This window comes from Brachybacterium sp. GPGPB12 (assembly GCF_038396325.1).
GTDB lineage: Bacteria > Actinomycetota > Actinomycetes > Actinomycetales > Dermabacteraceae > Brachybacterium > Brachybacterium conglomeratum.
Genome location: NZ_CP149573.1, coordinates 682,059 through 699,248 on the forward strand (window position 1 = coordinate 682,059; position 17,190 = coordinate 699,248).

General features: G+C 72.9%; 13 protein-coding genes and 6 pseudogenes. 7 read left to right on the top strand and 12 right to left on the bottom strand.

Annotation, left to right across the window (positions count from 1 at the left end; translation table 11 throughout):
• Positions 1-75: 75 nt before the first annotated feature.
• The 5 genes and pseudogenes from WKH84_RS03745 to WKH84_RS03765 form a co-directional block, all read right to left on the bottom strand.
• Positions 76-843: a hypothetical protein gene (locus tag WKH84_RS03745; RefSeq protein WP_341855659.1), complete on the bottom strand. Its 768-nt coding sequence runs from the start codon at positions 841-843 to the stop codon at positions 76-78.
• A 229-nt stretch (positions 844-1,072) separates the two neighbouring features.
• Positions 1,073-1,255 (bottom strand): annotated as a pseudogene (locus tag WKH84_RS03750) (DUF58 domain-containing protein); the annotation flags it as partial.
• Positions 1,252-1,380: a hypothetical protein gene (locus WKH84_RS03755; protein WP_341855660.1), complete on the bottom strand. Its 129-nt coding sequence runs from the start codon at positions 1,378-1,380 to the stop codon at positions 1,252-1,254. The gene WKH84_RS03755 and the pseudogene WKH84_RS03750, both read right to left, overlap by 4 nt.
• 24 nt (positions 1,381-1,404) lie before the next feature.
• On the bottom strand, positions 1,405-2,016 hold the full coding sequence (locus WKH84_RS03760; RefSeq protein WP_341855661.1) for a MoxR family ATPase: 612 nt from the start codon (positions 2,014-2,016) through the stop codon (positions 1,405-1,407).
• A gap of 101 nt (positions 2,017-2,117) precedes the next feature.
• A pseudogene (locus tag WKH84_RS03765) lies at positions 2,118-2,333 on the bottom strand (AAA family ATPase); the annotation flags it as partial.
• 282 nt (positions 2,334-2,615) lie between these two features.
• Here WKH84_RS03765 and glgX point away from each other — a divergent pair.
• From glgX to glgB, 3 genes and pseudogenes are all read left to right on the top strand, one after another.
• Entirely contained in the window at positions 2,616-5,123 is a 2,508-nt protein-coding gene (gene glgX, locus WKH84_RS03770; protein ID WP_341856766.1) for a glycogen debranching protein GlgX, read from the top strand.
• Between the two features lie 153 nt (positions 5,124-5,276).
• A pseudogene (locus WKH84_RS03775) lies at positions 5,277-7,157 on the top strand (alpha-1,4-glucan--maltose-1-phosphate maltosyltransferase); the annotation flags it as partial.
• A gap of 90 nt (positions 7,158-7,247) precedes the next feature.
• Positions 7,248-9,457: pseudogene (gene glgB, locus WKH84_RS03780) on the top strand (1,4-alpha-glucan branching protein GlgB).
• 115 nt (positions 9,458-9,572) lie between these two features.
• Here the strand turns inward: glgB and WKH84_RS03785 are convergent.
• From WKH84_RS03785 to WKH84_RS03800, 4 genes are all read right to left on the bottom strand, one after another.
• Positions 9,573-9,848 (bottom strand): tetratricopeptide repeat protein, encoded by a 276-nt coding sequence (locus WKH84_RS03785; protein WP_341855662.1) that lies wholly within the window; start codon positions 9,846-9,848, stop codon positions 9,573-9,575.
• Entirely contained in the window at positions 9,826-10,470 is a 645-nt protein-coding gene (locus WKH84_RS03790) for a hypothetical protein (protein ID WP_341855663.1), read from the bottom strand. The genes WKH84_RS03785 and WKH84_RS03790 overlap by 23 nt, the downstream gene beginning before the upstream one ends.
• A 137-nt stretch (positions 10,471-10,607) precedes the next feature.
• Positions 10,608-11,651, bottom strand: coding sequence for a hypothetical protein (locus WKH84_RS03795; protein ID WP_341855664.1), 1,044 nt, complete (start codon positions 11,649-11,651; stop codon positions 10,608-10,610).
• Positions 11,652-11,692: 41 nt separating this feature from the next.
• The gene (locus WKH84_RS03800) at positions 11,693-12,658 is read right to left on the bottom strand and encodes a hypothetical protein (protein ID WP_341855665.1); all 966 of its coding nucleotides are present in this window, start codon (positions 12,656-12,658) and stop codon (positions 11,693-11,695) included.
• 233 nt (positions 12,659-12,891) lie between these two features.
• Here WKH84_RS03800 and nucS point away from each other — a divergent pair, with 233 nt between their 5' ends.
• From nucS to WKH84_RS03820, 4 genes are read left to right on the top strand one after another with little or no spacing between them, the layout of a single operon-like run.
• Positions 12,892-13,599: an endonuclease NucS gene (gene nucS / locus WKH84_RS03805; RefSeq protein WP_341855666.1), complete on the top strand. Its 708-nt coding sequence runs from the start codon at positions 12,892-12,894 to the stop codon at positions 13,597-13,599.
• Between the two features lie 34 nt (positions 13,600-13,633).
• On the top strand, positions 13,634-14,185 hold the full coding sequence (locus WKH84_RS03810) for a hypothetical protein (RefSeq protein WP_341855667.1): 552 nt from the start codon (positions 13,634-13,636) through the stop codon (positions 14,183-14,185).
• Complete coding sequence (locus tag WKH84_RS03815; RefSeq protein WP_341855668.1) at positions 14,140-14,868, top strand: hypothetical protein; 729 nt, start codon at positions 14,140-14,142, stop codon at positions 14,866-14,868. The genes WKH84_RS03810 and WKH84_RS03815 overlap by 46 nt, the downstream gene beginning before the upstream one ends.
• Positions 14,753-15,085: a hypothetical protein gene (locus WKH84_RS03820; RefSeq protein WP_341855669.1), complete on the top strand. Its 333-nt coding sequence runs from the start codon at positions 14,753-14,755 to the stop codon at positions 15,083-15,085. Before WKH84_RS03815 ends, WKH84_RS03820 begins: the two co-directional genes overlap by 116 nt.
• Here WKH84_RS03820 and WKH84_RS03825 read toward each other — a convergent pair.
• The 3 genes and pseudogenes from WKH84_RS03825 to atpD all read right to left on the bottom strand — a co-directional run.
• Positions 15,040-15,333 (bottom strand): annotated as a pseudogene (locus WKH84_RS03825) (DUF2550 family protein); the annotation flags it as partial. The gene WKH84_RS03820 and the pseudogene WKH84_RS03825 sit on opposite strands and share 46 nt — an antisense overlap.
• 90 nt (positions 15,334-15,423) lie before the next feature.
• Positions 15,424-15,705 carry a F0F1 ATP synthase subunit epsilon gene (locus tag WKH84_RS03830; RefSeq protein WP_341855670.1) on the bottom strand — a complete coding sequence of 94 codons (282 nt, stop codon included), beginning with the start codon at positions 15,703-15,705 and terminating at the stop codon, positions 15,424-15,426.
• Positions 15,702-17,173 (bottom strand): annotated as a pseudogene (atpD, locus tag WKH84_RS03835) (F0F1 ATP synthase subunit beta). Before atpD ends, WKH84_RS03830 begins: the two are co-directional and overlap by 4 nt.
• Positions 17,174-17,190: the final 17 nt, after the last annotated feature.

Genomic DNA, 17,190 nt, shown 5'->3' on the forward strand with positions numbered 1-17,190 from the left:
CCCGGGCGCGCCGCACCGACTCCCGCGGCTCGCGGTCCGAGGCCAGGGCGAAGTCGGGCTCGTACAGGTCCGCGATCAGCTCGCCGACGGCGCGGGTGCGCGCATCGGCGCGCGCGTGGCGAGGTCCTGGCTGGTGACGTCGTGGCCGGTGGTGCGCTTCACGAAGCGGCGCATGACGCCGGTGAGCTCGTGGTGGCCCTCGCGGGCGCCGAGCTCCTCGGCCTCGTGCCGGTCGGCGAGCTCGTTCACGGCGCGCAGGAACTCGGCCTTCAGCGACTCGAGGTCGCTGGGGCGCAAGCGGTAGGCGATCCGCTTCTCGATCGCGCGGGTGATCTTCAGAGTCCCCACGATCAGGGCGATGATCACCAGCACGCACAGCACCGCGAGGATCACCCAGGCGATCGAGTACTGGGGCGGGTCGATGATCTCGCCGCCGGGCGCGGGCTCGGCGAGCAGGCGCGCCGCGGGGCGCAGCAGCGGGTCAGGCACGGGCATGGCGGTACTCCCGGGCGCGCAAAGCATCGCGATCATGTCGTCCACGACCGTGGTCTCGCCGCGCGTGAGCAGGTGGCTGACGTGGAGGCGGTCGAGCATCTCGGTGATGCCCTCGCTGCGGGCGCGGCGGTAGGCGGCCACGTCCCGGGCGACCTTCGCCGAGGTGCGCGCCATGGACGCGATCTCGCGCGGGGCGTCGACGTCGACCACGTCGTGGTCGAGCTCCTCGCCCTGCGGCGGGTCCGCATCGGCGATGCGGATCACCAGCAGGTCGTGGCGGGTGGTCAGGCGGCGCAGCGGCGTGAAGTCCTCCACGGAGGGATGGGCCTCGTCGGTGATCAGGGTCATCAGCGTCGAGCGGGTGGTGACGCGGAAGGCGCGCTCGAGCGCCCAGGCGCTGTCCGCGCTCGGGGACGCCGTGGTGGTGCCCTGCTGGATGGTGCGCGAGCAGCGGCTCGAGATGGCCGTCGCTGGAGCGGGAGGGCGGCTGCAGCGGGCTCGACTCGCCGCCGCCGACCATTCCGACCAGGTCGCCGCTCTTCTGGGCCAGGAAGCACACCATCCCGGCGGCGAGGATCATCGCGTCCCGCTTGGAGGAGCCGTCGGCCGCCGTCGCCGCCATCGACGAGGAGGTGTCCGCGACGATCGAGAGGTGCCGCACCCGCTCCTCGTTGAACTGGCGGATCAGCGGCTCGCCGGAGCGGGCCGTGGCCTTCCAGTCGATGTCGGAGATCTTGTCCCCGGGCTGGTAGTACTTCAGGTCGTCGAAGTCCTCGCCGCGCCCTTGAACAGCGAGCGGCCGCGGCCCTGGATCAGGCCGCGCGCCCGGTTCGAGGTGTGCAGGTCCACCCGGGCCTTGACCCGGGTGAGGAGCGAGGTCGCCATCGTGGTCCCTTCGTGCGCGGCCGGTCAGGGCATCGGCACGGCGTGGAACACCGCGTCGATGATCTGCTCGGGCTTGATGCCGCTGGCGAGCGCGTCGAAGGTCAGCACGAGGCGGTGGCGCAAGACGCCGTAGCGCATGGCGCGCACGTCGTCGGGGGTGACGTAGTCGCGGCCGTGCAACAGGGCGTGCGCCTGGCCCACCCGCATCAGCGCGAGGGAGCCGCGGGGGCTCGCGCCGACGCGCACCGACTGGGTGAGGTTCGGGACGGGGCGGGGGCCGGAGCCGCGCGTGGTGAAGACCAGGTCGATGATGTACCGCTTCACGGCGGGGTCGACGTAGACCTGGTCGACCATCTGCCGCAGGAAGCGGACGTCCTCGAGGGTGACGGTGCCGACGGCCTCGCGGGGGCCGGTGAGGGCGCCGGTGGTGGAGCGGTCGAGGATCTCGTGCTCCTCGGCGGGGCGCGGGTAGGTGAGGATCTCCTTCATCAGGAAGCGGTCCATCTGCGCCTCGGGGAGGACGTAGGTGCCCTCCTCCTCGATCGGGTTCTGGGTCGCCAGCACCATGAACGGCTCGGGCAGGCGGTACACCTCGCCGCCGATGGAGGTCTGCCGCTCCTGCATCGCCTCGAGCATCGCCGACTGCGTCTTGGCGCTGGAGCGGTTGATCTCGTCCAGCAAAGCACCACGTTCGCGTGGACCGGCCCGAGCTGGGTGGTGAAGGTGCCCGAGCCGTAGTTGAAGATCTGGGTGCCGATGATGTCGTTGGGCATCAGGTCGGGGGTGCACTGGATACGGGCGAAGGAGCCCGTGATCGAGGAGGCCAGCGCGCTCGCGGCGGTGGTCTTCGCCAGGCCCGGCACCGACTCCAGCAGCACGTGCCCGCCGGCGGCCAGCGCGGTCAGCAGCGACAGGCGCAGGTTCTCCTGGCCCACCACGCGGGACTGGAACACCTTCGTGATCGTCGAGACGATCGCGCCGCGCGCTCGAGATCGCCGGGGGAGATCGCGCGGGCGGCGGGGGCGAAGCCGCCGGGCCGTCGCTCAGGGGCACGGTGGCCCTGGGGCGCCTGGCCCTGGACGCCCTGAGGCGGGGCGCCCGGTCCGGAGGCGCTCGGTCCTGAGGCGCTCGGGGCCGAGCCCTGCGGCGCGGGGCGGGCGGGCGGCGCCGGGGGGCGCGCCGAGGACCCGGGCCGCTGGGTGGGTGGAATGCTCATGCGCCGCGGATCCCCCGTCATGCGATCGATTCGTGCCGTCGGTGCTGGTGACCGCCGTGCAGAGGTCCAGGGGCGGTCCGGCCCCTCCCCGAGGCGGCCGGACGCCGAGGCGCCCGCGGCCCAGCCGGCGGCGCCTCCCCGTCGGCGACGGGGCCGCACCACCGCACCGATCCTAGCGGTCCGACGGCACCGGGCGGGGACGCCGCCCGCCGACGCGCCCGCCCCGGAAGGGATCCGCCGTGCACGGGATCAGCCTCCGCCCGGGAGACCCCGCCCACCTCGAGTGGGACGGCGGAGGCCGGTTTGGGACACTGGGCCCGTGCCTGCAGACCGCTTCGACCGCGCGACCCCGCCCGTGGCCCCCACCTCCCCCGGCCTCGTCGTCGACGAGCAGGGACGGGGCACCTTCGCCGTCGCCGCCCCCCGCGCCCGAGCGGTGGACCTGTGCCTCCGCCAGGGCGCCGCCGAGCACCGCCAGAGGTCGCCATTACGACGGGGGCCTGCACTGGGACCACGTCACCGGCATGACCCCCGGCACCCGCTACGGGTCGCGGGTCGACGGCCCGTGGGAACCCGGCGCGGGATGCTCGCCAATCCCCGCAAGCCGCTGCTGGATCCCTGGGCGCGCGGCGTCTCCCACTCCTCCCCTCTGCTGAGCGCCTTCTTCCCCTTCGAGGTCGACGCGATGCTGGACCGCCGGGACGAGGTCCCCCAGCGCAGCGAGGTCGACAGCGGCGACTCCGCCGTGTGGTCCGTGGTGGTCGACGACGCCTTCGACTGGCAGGACGACCTGCGGCCGATGATCGACTGGGACGCGACCGTGCTCTACGAGCCGCACGTCAAGGGCTTCACCCGGTCGCACCCGGAGTCGCCGCCGGAGCGGCGCGGCACCTATGCCGGGCTCGGCCACCCCGCCGTCACCGGCTATCTGCGGGATCTGGGCGTCACCAGCATCGAGTCGCTCCCGATCCACGCCGCGATGGACGAGCCGCACCTGACCCGGCTGGGGCTGACGAACTACTGGGGCTACTCGACCATGTCGTACTTCGCCCCCGAGCCCTCCCTCGCCACCGCCGCCGCCCAGCAGGCCGGCGCCCAGGCGGTGCTCGAGGAGGTCAAGACCATGGTGCGCCGCCTGCACGAGGCCGGCTTCGAGGTGATCCTCGACGTGGTCTACAACCACACCGCCGAGGGCGGCGGCGACGGCCCCTCCCTCTCGCTGCGCGGCCTGGACAACCTCGAGTACTACTGGACCGACCACGGCGTCCCCCAGGACGTCACCGGCACCGGCGGCACCCTCGACCCCCGTTCCGTGCACACGATGGATCTGGTCCTCGCCTCCCTGCGCTACTGGGTGCAGGAGGTGCACGTGGACGGGTTCCGCTTCGACCTCGCCACCACGCTCGGCCGCGACGACCGCGGCTTCCGCGCCGACCATCCGCTGCTGCGCGCGATCGTCACCGACCCCGTGCCGCGGGACGTGAAGCTCATCGCCGAGCCGTGGGACGTGGGCACCGGCGGCTGGCAGACGGGGAACTTCCCCGCCCCCTTCGCCGAGTGGAACGACGCCTTCCGCGACGACGTGCGCGCCTTCTGGCTGGCCGACCGCGCCGCCCGCGAGCGCACCGGGGAGCCGGGGATCGGCGGGGTCCGCGACCTCGCCACGCGCCTGGCCGGCTCCTCGGACATGTTCACCCGACAGGACCCGCCGGGCCTGCCCGAGGGGCGCGGCCTGCGCGCCCCCTGGGCCTCGATCAACTACGTCACCGCCCACGACGGCTTCACCCTGCGCGACCTCACCGCCTACGAGTCCAAGCACAATGAGGCCAACGGCGAGGACAACCGCGACGGCACCTCGGACAACCGCTCCTTCCACCACGGGCACGAGGGCGAGCTCCCGCCCGGCGACCCGCGCCGCGAGGAGATCGAGGCCGCCCGCCGGCGCACCGCCCGCGGCGTGCTGGCCACGCCGCTGCTGGCGTCGGGCACCCCGATGCTCACCGCGGGCGACGAGCGGGGCCGCACCCAGCACGGCAACAACAACGCCTACTGCCAGGACAACGAGATCTCCTGGGTCGACTGGCGCCGCACCGCGGCGGCGGAGAGGTCGCGCGCGACCGTGGTGCGCCTGCTCCCAGCGCGCGGCGAGCACCCCCAGCCGCGGGCCCCGCACTTCCTGCGCCCGGCGGACCCGGAGCGGCTCGACGCCGGACAGATCGCCTGGTTCGACGCGACCGGGGCGCCGATGGCGCACGAGGAGTGGATGGACCCCACCCGGCACGTGCTGGTCATGTCGCGCCCGGCGGTCCACGGCCGCGAGGGCGCCGAGCACCTGCTGGTGATCCTCTCCGGCGCCGCGGAGCCGACCGAGGTGCGCCTGCCGGATGCCCCCTGGCCGCAGGGCGCGGCGAAGGTGCCGCTGGACACGGCGCTGGAGTCCCCCGAGGACCTGCCGCCCGGACCGGTCGGTGACCGCACGGTCACCGTCGCGCCCGGCGGCGTCGTGGTGCTCGGCATCGCTCCCTGAGTCACGCCGCCCCTCCCCGAGCGGCTATCGTGAGGTCAGTCACCGCGATCGTCGCAGAGCGCCCTGTGACCAGGGAGCGCTCAGGCAGGAGAGGCCATGTCCGAGACCACTTTCCGCACGGGGCTGGACGCCGGGATCGGCCGCATCCCGATCATGGACGTGCGGCCCGTCGTCGACGGCGGGAGGTTCCCCGCCCGATGCGTCGAGGGCGAGACCGTCGCGGTGCGCGTCAACTCCTTCCGCGAGGGCCATGACGCGATGGGCGTGCGGCTGGTGCTGGTCTCCCCCACCGGGGTCGAGACCCGTCGGCCGCTGCGCTCGACGAACCCGGGGCTGGACCTGTGGGAGGCCACGATCCGGCCCGACGAGCTGGGCACCTGGACCTTCCGGATCGAGTCCTTCTCCGCCCCGTACGACACCTGGGCCCATGTGGCCGAGGTGAAGATCCCCGCCGGCGTCGACCCGGAGCTGACCTGCGACGAGGGCGTGCTCGTGCTCGAGCGGGTGCTCGCCGAGATCGCCGAGGGCACGCGACCGGCCTCCGACGGGCCGGTGGTCTCCGCCGCGCTCGAGTCGCTGCGCTCCCCCGGCCTGCCGGTCACCGCCCGGATCGCCCCGGCACTCGCCGCCGACCTGCGCGGCATCCTCGCCGAGCGGCCGGCGCGCGATGGCGTCACCGTCGCCGGCCCCTTCCGCCTCGAGGTGCGGCGCCGCCGCGCCCTGTACGGCTCCTGGTACGAGTTCTTCCCCCGCTCCGAGGGTGCGCACTTCGACCCCGAGCACGGCTGGACCTCCGGCACGCTGCGCTCCGCCGCCCGCTCCCTGGACCGGATCGCGCAGATGGGCTTCGACGTCGCCTACCTGACCCCGATCCACCCCATCGGCTCCACCTTCCGCAAGGGGCGCAACAACACCCTGGAGCCGCGGCCGGGCGATCCCGGCTCGCCCTACGCGATCGGCTCGCCCGCGGGCGGCCACGACGCGATCCACCCCGACCTCGGCACGATCGAGGACTTCGACGCCTTCGTCGCCCGGGCGAAGGAGCTCGGCCTCGAGGTCGCCCTCGACATCGCCCTGCAGTGCTCCCCCGACCACCCGTGGGTGCAGGAGCACCCCGAGTGGTTCGTGGTGCGGGCCGACGGCACCATCGCCTACGCCGAGAACCCGCCGAAGAAGTACCAGGACATCTACCCCCTCAGCTTCGACACGGACTACGAGGGGCTCTACGCCGCGATCCGCGACGTGCTCGAGCACTGGGTCAGGCACGGCGTGACCCTCTTCCGCGTCGACAACCCGCACACCAAGCCGGTGCGCTTCTGGGAGGAGCCGCTGGCGGAGTTCGCGGAGAAGCACCCCGAGGTGATCTTCCTGGCCGAGGCGTTCACCCGGCCGACGATGATGCACACCCTGGGCAAGGTCGGCTACCACCAGTCCTACACCTACTTCACCTGGCGCGAGAGCGCCGAGGAGCCGCAGGAGTACCTCGAGGAGCTGGTCGAGGCGGCGCCCTACATGCGCCCGAGCTTCTGGCCCACCACCCACGACATCCTCACCCCGTACATGAGCTCCGGCGGGCGGCGCGCCTTCGTGCTGCGCGCGATCCTCGCCGCCACGCTCGTGCCGACCTGGGGGATCTACTCCGGCTACGAGCTGGTCGAGGACGTCCCCCGGCCCGGCGCGCAGGAGCAGATCGACAACGAGAAGTACGAGTACAAGCCCCGCGACTACGCCGGCGCGCTCACCCGCGGCGAGAGCCTCGAGCCGCCGCTGGGCACCCTGAACCGGATCCGGCGCGAGCACCGTGCGCCGCAGACTCTCACCACCATCCGCTTCCACGAGGCCGACGACCCGCAGGTGCTGGTCTTCTCCAAGCACCTCGACGCCGATGCGAGCGGCACGGGCCGCCCCGACACGGTGCTGGTCGTCTCCCTGACCGCCCACGACCGCGACGCCTCCACCCGCCTGCACCTCGAGCTCGACGCGCTCGGCGTCGAGGGGAGCTTCGAGGTCGAGGACCTGCTCACCGGCGAGCGGTTCCGCTGGGACCGGGAGCCCTTCGTCATCCTGAGCGCCGCCGACCGGCCCGCCCACGTGCGCGCATCGTCCACCCCGAGGAGAGCTGACATGTCCCACACCACGGAGAGCACCGACCGTCCCGTCCCGGTGATGCCGCTGGGCGAGCACGAGCTCGGCGCGACGGCGACCGGCGACCACCACGAGCCCCATGCCGTGCTCGGCGCCCACGAGTACGAGGGCGGCGTCACGGTGCGCACCCTCAAGCCCTTCGCGAGCGAGGTCGCGGTGCTCCTGCCCGACGGCTCCGCCCACGGGATGGAGCACGAGCACGACGGGATCTGGACCGTCGCCCTGCCGCTCGCGGAGGTCCCCACCTACCGGATACGGGTCACCTGGTCCGCCGGGGAGAACTGGGTGGACCTCGAGGAGCCCTACCGCTTCCTGCCCACGATCGGCGAGCTCGACCTGCACCTGATCCGGGAGGGCCGCCACGAGGAGCTGTGGCGGGCGCTCGGCGCGCACGTGCGCACCGTGGACGGGGTGGAGGGCACCTCGTTCGCCGTCTGGGCGCCGAACGCCCGCGCCGTCCAGGTGATCGGCTCCTTCACCAGCTGGGACGGTCGCCTGCACTCGATGCGCTCGCTGGGCACCTCCGGCGTCTGGGAGCTGTTCGTGCCCGGGGTCGGGGCCGGCGAGGTCTACAAGTTCCGGATCCTCGGGGCCGACGGCACCTGGCGCGAGAAGGCCGACCCGATGGCGCGCGCGGCCGAGGTGCCGCCCGCGACCGGCTCCGTGATCACCGTCAGCGACTTCGAGTGGACCGACGACCACTGGCTCGCCGAGCGCGCCTCGACCGAGGCGGTCTCCTCCCGCATGTCGATCTACGAGGTGCACCTGGCCAGCTGGCGGCCGGGCCTGGGCTACCGGGAGCTGGCCGAGGAGCTCACCGCGTACGTCGCCGAGATGGGCTTCAGCCACGTGGAGTTCATGCCGGTGGCCGAGCACCCCTTCGGGGGGTCCTGGGGCTACCAGGTCACCGGCTACTACGCGCCCACCTCCCGGCTCGGCTCCCCCGACGAGCCGCGCCACCTCATCGACACCCTCCACGGCGCCGGCATCGGCGTGATCATGGACTGGGTGCCGGCCCACTTCCCCAAGGACGAGTGGGCGCTGGGCCGCTTCGACGGCACCCCGCTGTACGAGCACGCCGATCCCCGCCGCGGCGAGCACCCGGACTGGGGCACGTACATCTTCGACACCGGCCGCCACGAGGTGCGCAACTTCCTGGTCGCCAACGCCTGCTACTGGCTCGAGGAGTTCCACGTCGACGGGCCGCGGGTCGACGCCGTCGCCTCGATGCTCTATCTCGACTACTCGCGCGAGGACGGCCAGTGGGTGCCCAACCGCCACGGCGGCCGCGAGGACCTCGAGAACATCGCCTTCCTGCAGGAGACCACTGCGACCGCGTACAAGCGCGCGCCCGGCATCGTGATGATCGCCGAGGAGTCCACGTCCTTCCCGGGCGTCACCCGCCCCACCGAGACCGGCGGCCTCGGCTTCGGGTTCAAGTGGAACATGGGCTGGATGCACGACACCCTGCAGTACCTGGGCCAGGACCCGATCCAACGCCAGTACCACCACGGCGAGCTGACCTTCTCGATGGTCTACCAGTACTCGGAGAACTTCATCCTGCCGCTGAGCCACGACGAGGTCGTGCACGGCAAGGGCTCGCTGTCGCGCAAGGCGCCGGGCGACGACTGGCAAGAGGCCGCGACGCTGCGCTCCTATCTCACCTTCCAGTGGACCCATCCGGGCAAGCGGCTGGTGTTCATGGGGATCGAGTTCGCCCAGGGCACCGAGTGGTCCGAGCAGGCCGGGTCGCCGTGGTGGTCGCTGGAGTACCCGCGCACCGCGGGGCGCAGCAGCTGGTGCGCGACCTCAACGCCGTCCAGGCCGAGTTCCCGGCGCTCTACCAGCGGGACCAGGACCCGGGCGGCTTCGAGTGGCTGATCGGCGACGACGCGCGCAGACAACGTGCTCTCCTTCGTCCGACGCGACGAGGCGGGCGATCCTGTGGTCGTGGTCGTGAACTTCTCGCCCGAGCCGTGGCATGAGCACCGCATCCCGCGCCCGAGGGCGGGGACTGGCTCGAGGTGCTGAACTCCGACGCCCCGGTCTACGGCGGCGGCGGGGTCGGGAACCTGGGGCGGGTCCACGCCGAGCCGCTCCCCCAGCACGGGCGCGACCACTCGGTGCGCCTCTCGGTGCCGCCGCTCGGCGCCGTGGTCCTCGCCCCCGCCCGACTGCGCGAGGGCTGAGCCCGAGAGGGTGCGGCCCGCCGCCAGGGTCGCCGCAACGTCATGAGCCGCTGTGCTCCAGGAGTGGAACACAGCGGCTCATGACGTGCGCCGCGGGGCGTCGGCCCGGCGCGGCTCAGTACAGGAGGTTGGCGAGGCGCTTGCGGGCCGGGGCCACGCGGGGGTCGTCGGCCCCGGCGACCTCGAACAGCTCCAGCAGGCGCGTGCGCACCGCGTCCTTGGTCTCCTGGTCCGCACCGCGCGGCTGGTCCAGCAGGCGGGTGAAGGCGTCCTCGACGTGGCCGCCGAGCATGTCGAGATCGGCGACCAGCGGCTGGGCGTCGAGATCGCCGGGGGCGTCGGCCGCGGCTTGACGGGCGGCGGCGAGGTCAGCGCCCTGGGTGCGGCGCATCAGCTCGACGGTGGCGAGGCCGGCCTTCGCCTCGCCGTCGGCGGGGCTCTCCTGGAGCCGCTTGCGGTAGGCGGCGACGGCGGCGTCGAGGTCGCCCCGCTCGATCGCCTCGTAGGCCTCGGCCAGCAGAGGCGGCGGCGGCTCCTCGGGAGCGGCGGCCTGCTCGGCCTCGCCGCCCGGCGGCTCCATCCCCTGCTGGCGGGCGACGTCGACGACCTGGTTCAGCAGGCCGTCGATCTCCGCCTCGGGCGAAGACAGAGTCGACGATCGGCCGCAGCTGGCCCTGCGCGAGGAGGAGCAGCAGCGTGGGCAGCTGCTGGACTCGCAGCGCGGCGGCGACCCGTCGCTGGGTGTCGGCGTCGACGACGGCCAGGGCGCGCGCGCCGCCCTTCGCGTCGACGCCGCGGCGCAGGGCGGCGAGATAGGTGGGGCCCTCGGACACCCGGCCGCTGGTGACCAGCAGGAGGGTCGGGATCTGCTGCGAGTCGGCGATGAGCCGCTCGAGGCCCTGCTCAGTGACGGCGACCTCGTGCGCCGAGGGCTCCCCCGCGTCGGTCGCCCCGGTGCCGCCTGCGGGCCGCTTGAGCGCGGAGAGATCGATGATGCCGTACGGATCGGACACGGAGGTACTCCTTCGACGGGTGCGTGACCCCACCAGTCTAGGGAGTGGCCGCCGGGAGCGGACCCAGGGCCGACGGGACCGGACGCGGATCACGGTGCCGGCGGCGCCGGCTCTCCCGGACGATCACCGCCCGTGGGTCACTCCCCGCTGGCGGCGAGCGCGGTCTGGGTCGCGCCGATCGGCTGGACCTGGCCCCCGGCGTCGGCCGAGGGGATGAAGAGGGCCACGTGGGTGCCGAACTCGCGGACGTACTGCTTGGTGAACTCGCGCGTTCCGATCACCTTGGTGTACTTGTTGTCCTCCGCGTAGCGCATGGTCGCGCCGTCCTTGATCGCGACCTTGCGCGAGGACATCAGCGTCGCCATCACGATCGCGCCGCCGTCCTCCGTGCGCAGGCCCGCGAGCTCGCCGTCCCGCACGGAGTAGGTCTCGCGGATGGTGCCGGCCTCGTCCCACTCCACGCCCTTGTTGAGCTCCTTGCGCTCGGCCTGGATGCGCTTGTGCGTGCCGGTCTGGAAGGGGTTCGCGGCGAGCTTGTCGTCGGGGTCCGCGGCGTCGCCGTCGGTGAGCACCTTCGCGTAGAGCTCGAGCGCCTGCGCCGGGGTCATGACCAGGCCCTCGGCGTCGGCGGTGAGCGCCTCGGAGCCGACCACGGCGTTGGGGACGGTGGGCATGTCCACGCCGACCGCCTGCTGGGCCCAGCCCCAGGCGGTGTAGCCGGACTTCGCGTCCTTCTGCTGCATCGCCAGGAAATACGGCACGCCGTCCTGCACGGAATCCTCGACCAGCGCGATCGCGACGCGCGGGAACTCGGCGCTGACCGAGCTCATGGGCACGATCGTCCCGGCCCCGGGGACCTTGAGGTCCTCGGCCCACTCGGGGGCCTTCTCGATCAGACCGTAGACGGCCTTGCGGAACTCCGCGGCGGAGCCGGAGACGCGCGGGGCGAGCTTCGCGGCGTCCTTCGCCTCGTCGGCCGCGACCACGGCGGCGTTGACCTCGGGCACGATCTCCTCGATCTGCTCGGTGGTCTGCACGGGCGTGGGCTCGGCGAGCCGCTTGCCGGTGGGCGGCGCCGGCGGTGCGGACGGCTCGGAGCCGCAGGCGGCGAGCAGACCGGTGGCGAGCACACCACCGGCTCCGAGCAGGAGGCCACGGCGGCCGACGGGTCGAGTGCTCATCACGGTGTCCTTCCGCGCGGTGCCGCGCGGCCGTCTGGGGGTCATCGTCGCTCCTGGTCCGCGTCGTCGCCGGAGGGGTCCGCGTCCTGGGAGCCGCCGTCGGAGGCGGTGCCGTCGGCGCCGGTCCCCGCGTCGTCGGCCCGGTCGCCGAAGGACCACACGCTCTGCTCGCCGACCTCGCGGGCGCCGGGGGCGTCCAGGGGGCCCTCGGCGCGCGGGGCGTCGGCGCCGTCGGCGTCAGTATCGGCGTCGGCGCGGTCCCGGTCATCGGACAGGCCGCCTGCCGCGGCGCCGGTCGCGGCGCCGCCCGTGGCGAGCGACGTGCGCGCCTCGCTCGAGCGCGCCTCCTGGGGCTCCTCGAGCGGCTCGTCCTCGTCCTCGTCGCCGCGGCGGCCGATCGAGACGACCAGGAGCACCAGACCGATCACGGCGATCGCGGCGCCGCCGGCATAGGCGTAGGGCACCCACTCGTTCTCGTCGTCCACCGGCCAGGTGATCGAAATCTTGTCGGCGCCGGCGGCGGTGCCGTCGGTCACGATCAGCAGGGAGCGGTAGACCTGCTCGTTCTCGCCGTTCTCCGCGGCCCAGAACTCGCCGATGTCCAGGGTGTAGGGGCTGGCGGAGGTGTCCACGGAGCGCCAGAGGTCCGAGCCGGTCGGGTCGGAGATCTCCGCGGCGCCGTCGGGCTCGACGTCCTCGGTGCTCAGCGTGCTCCAGTCGGAGGCGCCGGTGACGCGGGTGTGGTGGACGCCCTCGAGATAGGCGTCGATGTCGCTGTTCGAGGCGGTGATCACGGAGACGTCGGAGGCGCCCTCGATCACGACCTTCCCCTCCTCGCCGCCCACGTAGAGCACGCCCGGGTCGATCACGACGGCGGGACCCGGATCCTCCAGGGTCGCCGTGGCGGTGGTCTCGGGCTCGGGGGCCCAGGTGGTCTCGCCCAGACGGCCGAGCACGAGCCCGATCAGTCCGATCAGGACCAGCAGGACGGCCAGGAGTCGTTGCACGGTGGATTGCTCCTTCGATGGGGGCCGCCAGGCCCCGGACACGGGACCGCTCCACGATACGAGCACGGCGCGTCGGCGACCAGGCCCCCGTGAGCATGGGCACCTGGGGTGAAGCACCTCTCACACCCCTCTCATCGCCCTCTCATCGGCGCCGGGCCGCTCCCCCGTCGCACCTCTCGGACCGCCCCGCCGGGTCGACTAGAGGCCCGCCACAGGTGTCGTACCCTGTCGGGGTGCGTCTCGTCGTTGCCCGCTGCTCCGTCGACTACACCGGTCGACTCACCGCCCACCTGCCGCTCGCTCCCCGTCTGCTGATCGTCAAGGCCGACGGAAGCGTGCTCGTGCACTCCGACGGCGGCGGCTACAAGCCCCTGAACTGGATGAGCCCGCCCTGCACGCTGACCACCTCGCGCCGTGACGACGCCGAGGCGGAGTCCGATCCCGAGGGCGACTGGATCGAGCAGTGGGACGTGGTCCACGACAAGTCCGGCGATCGCCTCCGGGTGCGGTCGCACGAGGTGCTCGAGGACTCCTCCCACGAGCTCGGCGTCGACCCCGGCCTGCAGAAGGACGGCGTGGAGGCGCATCTGCAGGCGCCGCTGGCCGAGAACATCGAGACGCTCGGCGACGGCTGGTCGCTGGTGCGCCGTGAGTACTTCACCGCGATCGGCCCCGTGGACATCCTCGCCCGCGACGAGAACGGCGGCACCGTCGCGATCGAGATCAAGCGCCGCGGCGAGATCGACGGCGTCGAGCGACTCACCCGCTATCTCGACCTGCTGAACCGCGACCCGCTGCTCGCCCCCGTGCGCGGCATCTTCGCCGCCCAGGCCATCAAGCCCCAGGCGAAAGTGCTGGCCGGCGACCGCGGCATCGACTGCGTCACCCTCGACTACGACGCCCTGCGCGGCATCGACGACGCGGAGTCGCGCCTGTTCTGAGCCCCGTCCCCTTCGATCCACCCCGGGAGTGCGCATGCCCACCGACGTGCCCGTGCCGACCGACCCCTCCGCGCCACCCGCGGATCTCGCCCTGCGCGGCACCGCCGTGCTCGAGCAGGGGCTGGTCCCCGACGCCCTGGTGCTCTGCGCCGGGGAGCGGATCCTCTGGACCGGCCCCGCCGACCACGCCCCTGCCGAGCTCCTGCCCGGAGGGCACCGCGTCCTCGAGCACGACGGACTGATCCTGCCGGGACTGGTGGACCTGCACTGCCACGGCGGAGGCGGCGCCTCCTTCCCCGACTCCGAGGGCGCCGAGGAGATGCTCGAGGCGGTCCTCGAGCACCGCCAGCACGGCACCACCTCCCTCGTCGCCTCCCTCGTCACCGCCGACGCCGCGACGCGCGCGAGAAGGTCGCCCAGCTCGCCCGTCTCCACCGCGACGGGCAGATCGCCGCGATCCACCTCGAGGGCCCCTTCCTCTCCGAGGCCCGCCGCGGGGCGCAGAACCCCGCCCATCTCACGGACGGAGACCCGGCGCTGGTGCGCGAGCTCGCCGAGATCGCCGGCGGTGCTCTCGCGACGATGACCATCGCCCCCGAGGCCGCCGGGGCCGACGAGGTGATCGACGCGCTCGCGGGCAGCGGTGCCGTCCCCTCCCTGGGGCACACCGACGGCGGCGGCGCGGAGATGATCCGCGCCGTCGACCGCTCGCTCGCGGCGCTGCGTCACCATCGCGGGCGCTCCCCGGCGCCGACCGCGACGCATCTGTTCAACGGCATGCGGCCGATCCACCACCGCGACCCGGGCCCGGCTCTGGCGGCGCTGGATGCCGCCTCGCGCGGGGAGATAATGGTCGAGGTGATCGCCGACGGCGTGCACCTGGATGCGCGCACCGTCGCGCACGTCTTCTCGATCGCCGCCGAGGACCACGTCGTGCTGGTCACCGACGCGATGGCCGCCGCCGGGATGGCCGACGGCCGCTACCGGCTCGGGGCACTCGACGTCACCGTCGAGGGCGGCGTCGCCACGCTCACCGAGGGCGGGGCGATCGCGGGCGGGACCGCGCATCTGGTGGACGTCGCGCCATGCGGTGCTCGAGGCGGGAGTCGACCTGGTTGCCGCGGTCCGCGCGGCCTCGACCGTTCCTGCCCGGGTGCTGGGGGGCGAGGACCACATCGGGGCGCTGGCCGCCGGTCGACGCGCCGATGTGTCGCTGGTGGACCGGGCGCGCGCCCGGTCACGGTGCCGCGGGGCGGCCGGGAGGTCTGAGGTCGGGCCTGCCGGGGGTCCGTCCGGCCGGGTCGTCCGGGCCCGGCGCCGCCTGAGTGCGTTCGGCCCCGCCCCCGACCGCTCGGCTCAGTCCGCGTCGCCGATGACAAGGCCGGTCGGCGCGGCCTCGAGCCAGGAGTTCAGCGCCGCGCCCGGGACGAGGTCGACGATCGCGTGGATCTCGCGACGGTCGAGCAGGGTGAAGGCGAGCAGATAGGCCTCCTGCCCGCCCTCGACACGGGCCGGGAGCCGGCGCCGGTTCACCTCGACGATCTCACCGCGGCGGATCACCACCTCGGGACCGAACCGCACCGAGAACGCACGGAACCAGCGCAGGCGGTCGGTGCCGAAGCGCATCATTCCGTGCCGCCAGCGCTCACCGCCCACGATCCCCCGCCGCCGCAGCGAGCACTCGAAGGCACCGCGGGTGCGCGAGCCCAGCGCCTGGCGCTGGGCGACCAGCAAGCACTGCGAGCGCCACCAGAACGACGAGCATCCCGACCCCCACCAGGAGGATCGGGATGCCCTTGTCGTCCATCTGCGGCGCGCCGCCGATCAGATCCGGTCGGCGTGCGGCGCCTGGGCCTCCGCATCGTCGACGCCGATGGTCACGACGTCGGAGTCCACGGAGACGAAGCCGCCCGACACGGAGCGCTCGTCGACATGGCCGTCCAGGTCGTGGATCCGGATGACGCCGTCGCCGAGGATAGCGAGCGTCGGTCGCATCTGCGGCAGGATGCCCATCGAGCCGTCGATCGCGGGCACGACGACCTGCGAGGCCTGCCCGGTCCAGACGGTCCGGTCGGCGGTGACGAAGGTGACCTCGAGCGCACTCACGCGCCGAGCTCCTTGTCGATGCGGTGCTGGTTCTCCAGCACCATGTCGATGCCGCCCACGTTGAAGAAGGCCGACTCGGTGATGTGGTCGAACTCGCCGTCGCAGATGCCCTTGAAGCCCTCGATGGTGTCCTTCATGGGGACGTCCGAGCCGTCCACGCCGGTGAACTGCTTGGCGAGGTGGGTGTTCTGCGAGAGGAACTGCTGGATGCGGCGTGCGCGCGAGACGATGACCTTGTCCTCCTCGGACAGCTCGTCCACGCCCAGCATCGCGATGATGTCCTGCGGCTCCTTGTTGCGCTGGAGGATCTGCTTCACGCGCACCGCGGTGTCGTAGTGGTCCTGGCCCACGTAACGGGGGTCGAGGATCCGCGAGGTCGAGGCCAGCGGGTCGATCGCCGGGTAGAGGCCGCGCGAGGCGATCTCTCGCGAGAGCTCCGTGGTGGCGTCGAGGTGGGCGAAGGTCGTCGCCGGGGCCGGGTCGGTGTAGTCGTCGGCCGGGACGTAGATCGCCTGCATCGAGGTGATCGAGTGGCCGCGGGTCGAGGTGATGCGCTCCTGGAGCACGCCCATCTCGTCGGCCAGGTTCGGCTGGTAGCCCACCGCGGAGGGCATGCGGCCCAGCAGGGTGGAGACCTCGGAGCCCGCCTGGGTGAAGCGGAAGATGTTGTCGATGAACAGCAGACGTCCTGCGCCTGCTCGTCGCGGAAGTACTCGGCCATGGTCAGGGCCGAGAGCGCGACGCGCAGACGGGTGCCCGGCGGCTCGTCCATCTGGCCGAAGACCAGGGCGGTCTTCTCGATGACGCCGGACTCGGTCATCTCCTCGATGAGGTCCCAGCCCTCACGGGTGCGCTCGCCGACGCCCGCGAAGACCGACACGCCGTCGTGGTTGTTGGCCACGCGGTAGATCATCTCCTGGATGAGCACCGTCTTGCCCACGCCCGCGCCGCCGAACAGGCCAATCTTGCCGCCCTTGACGTACGGGGTGAGCAGGTCGATCGACTTGATGCCGGTCTCGAACATCTGGGTGGCCGACTCGAGCTGGTCGAAGTTCGGGGCCTGGCGGTGGATGGGCCAGCGCTCGGAGATCTGCGGCTGATCGGCGGGCTTGTTCAGCGGCGTGCCGATCACGTCGAACACGGTGCCGAGGGTCGCATCGCCCACCGGCACCGAGATCGGGGCGCCGGTGTCGGTCACGGCCTGACCGCGGACCACGCCGTCGGTGGGCTTCAGCGCGATGCCGCGGACCATGCCGTCGCCGAGGTGCTGGGCGGTCTCGAGGGTCAGGGTCGACGCCTCGAGGCCCGAGCCGGTGTCCTCGATCTGGATGGTCAGCGCGTTGTACAGGTCCGGGATGTTCCCCGGCGGGAACTCGATGTCGACGACGGCGCCGGTGACGCGCGCGACGCGCCCGGTGGCGGTCGGCGCCGAGGCGACGGGGGCCTGGCTGTCAGTGGTGGTGGTCATGTGTTCTCTCCATGTCG

Coding starts and splice junctions, on each gene's coding strand:
- WKH84_RS03795 (WP_341855664.1), bottom strand. CDS start 11,651: ATGAGCACTCGACCCGTCGGCCGCCGTGGCCTCCTGCTCGGAGCCGGT.
- WKH84_RS03810 (WP_341855667.1), top strand. CDS start 13,634: ATGCCCACCGACGTGCCCGTGCCGACCGACCCCTCCGCGCCACCCGCG.
- WKH84_RS03785 (WP_341855662.1), bottom strand. CDS start 9,848: ATGCGCCGCACCCAGGGCGCTGACCTCGCCGCCGCCCGTCAAGCCGCG.
- glgX (WP_341856766.1), top strand. CDS start 2,616: ATGCGATCGATTCGTGCCGTCGGTGCTGGTGACCGCCGTGCAGAGGTC.
- WKH84_RS03760 (WP_341855661.1), bottom strand. CDS start 2,016: ATGCTCGAGGCGATGCAGGAGCGGCAGACCTCCATCGGCGGCGAGGTG.
- WKH84_RS03755 (WP_341855660.1), bottom strand. CDS start 1,380: ATGGCGACCTCGCTCCTCACCCGGGTCAAGGCCCGGGTGGACCTGCAC.
- WKH84_RS03745 (WP_341855659.1), bottom strand. CDS start 843: ATGACCCTGATCACCGACGAGGCCCATCCCTCCGTGGAGGACTTCACG.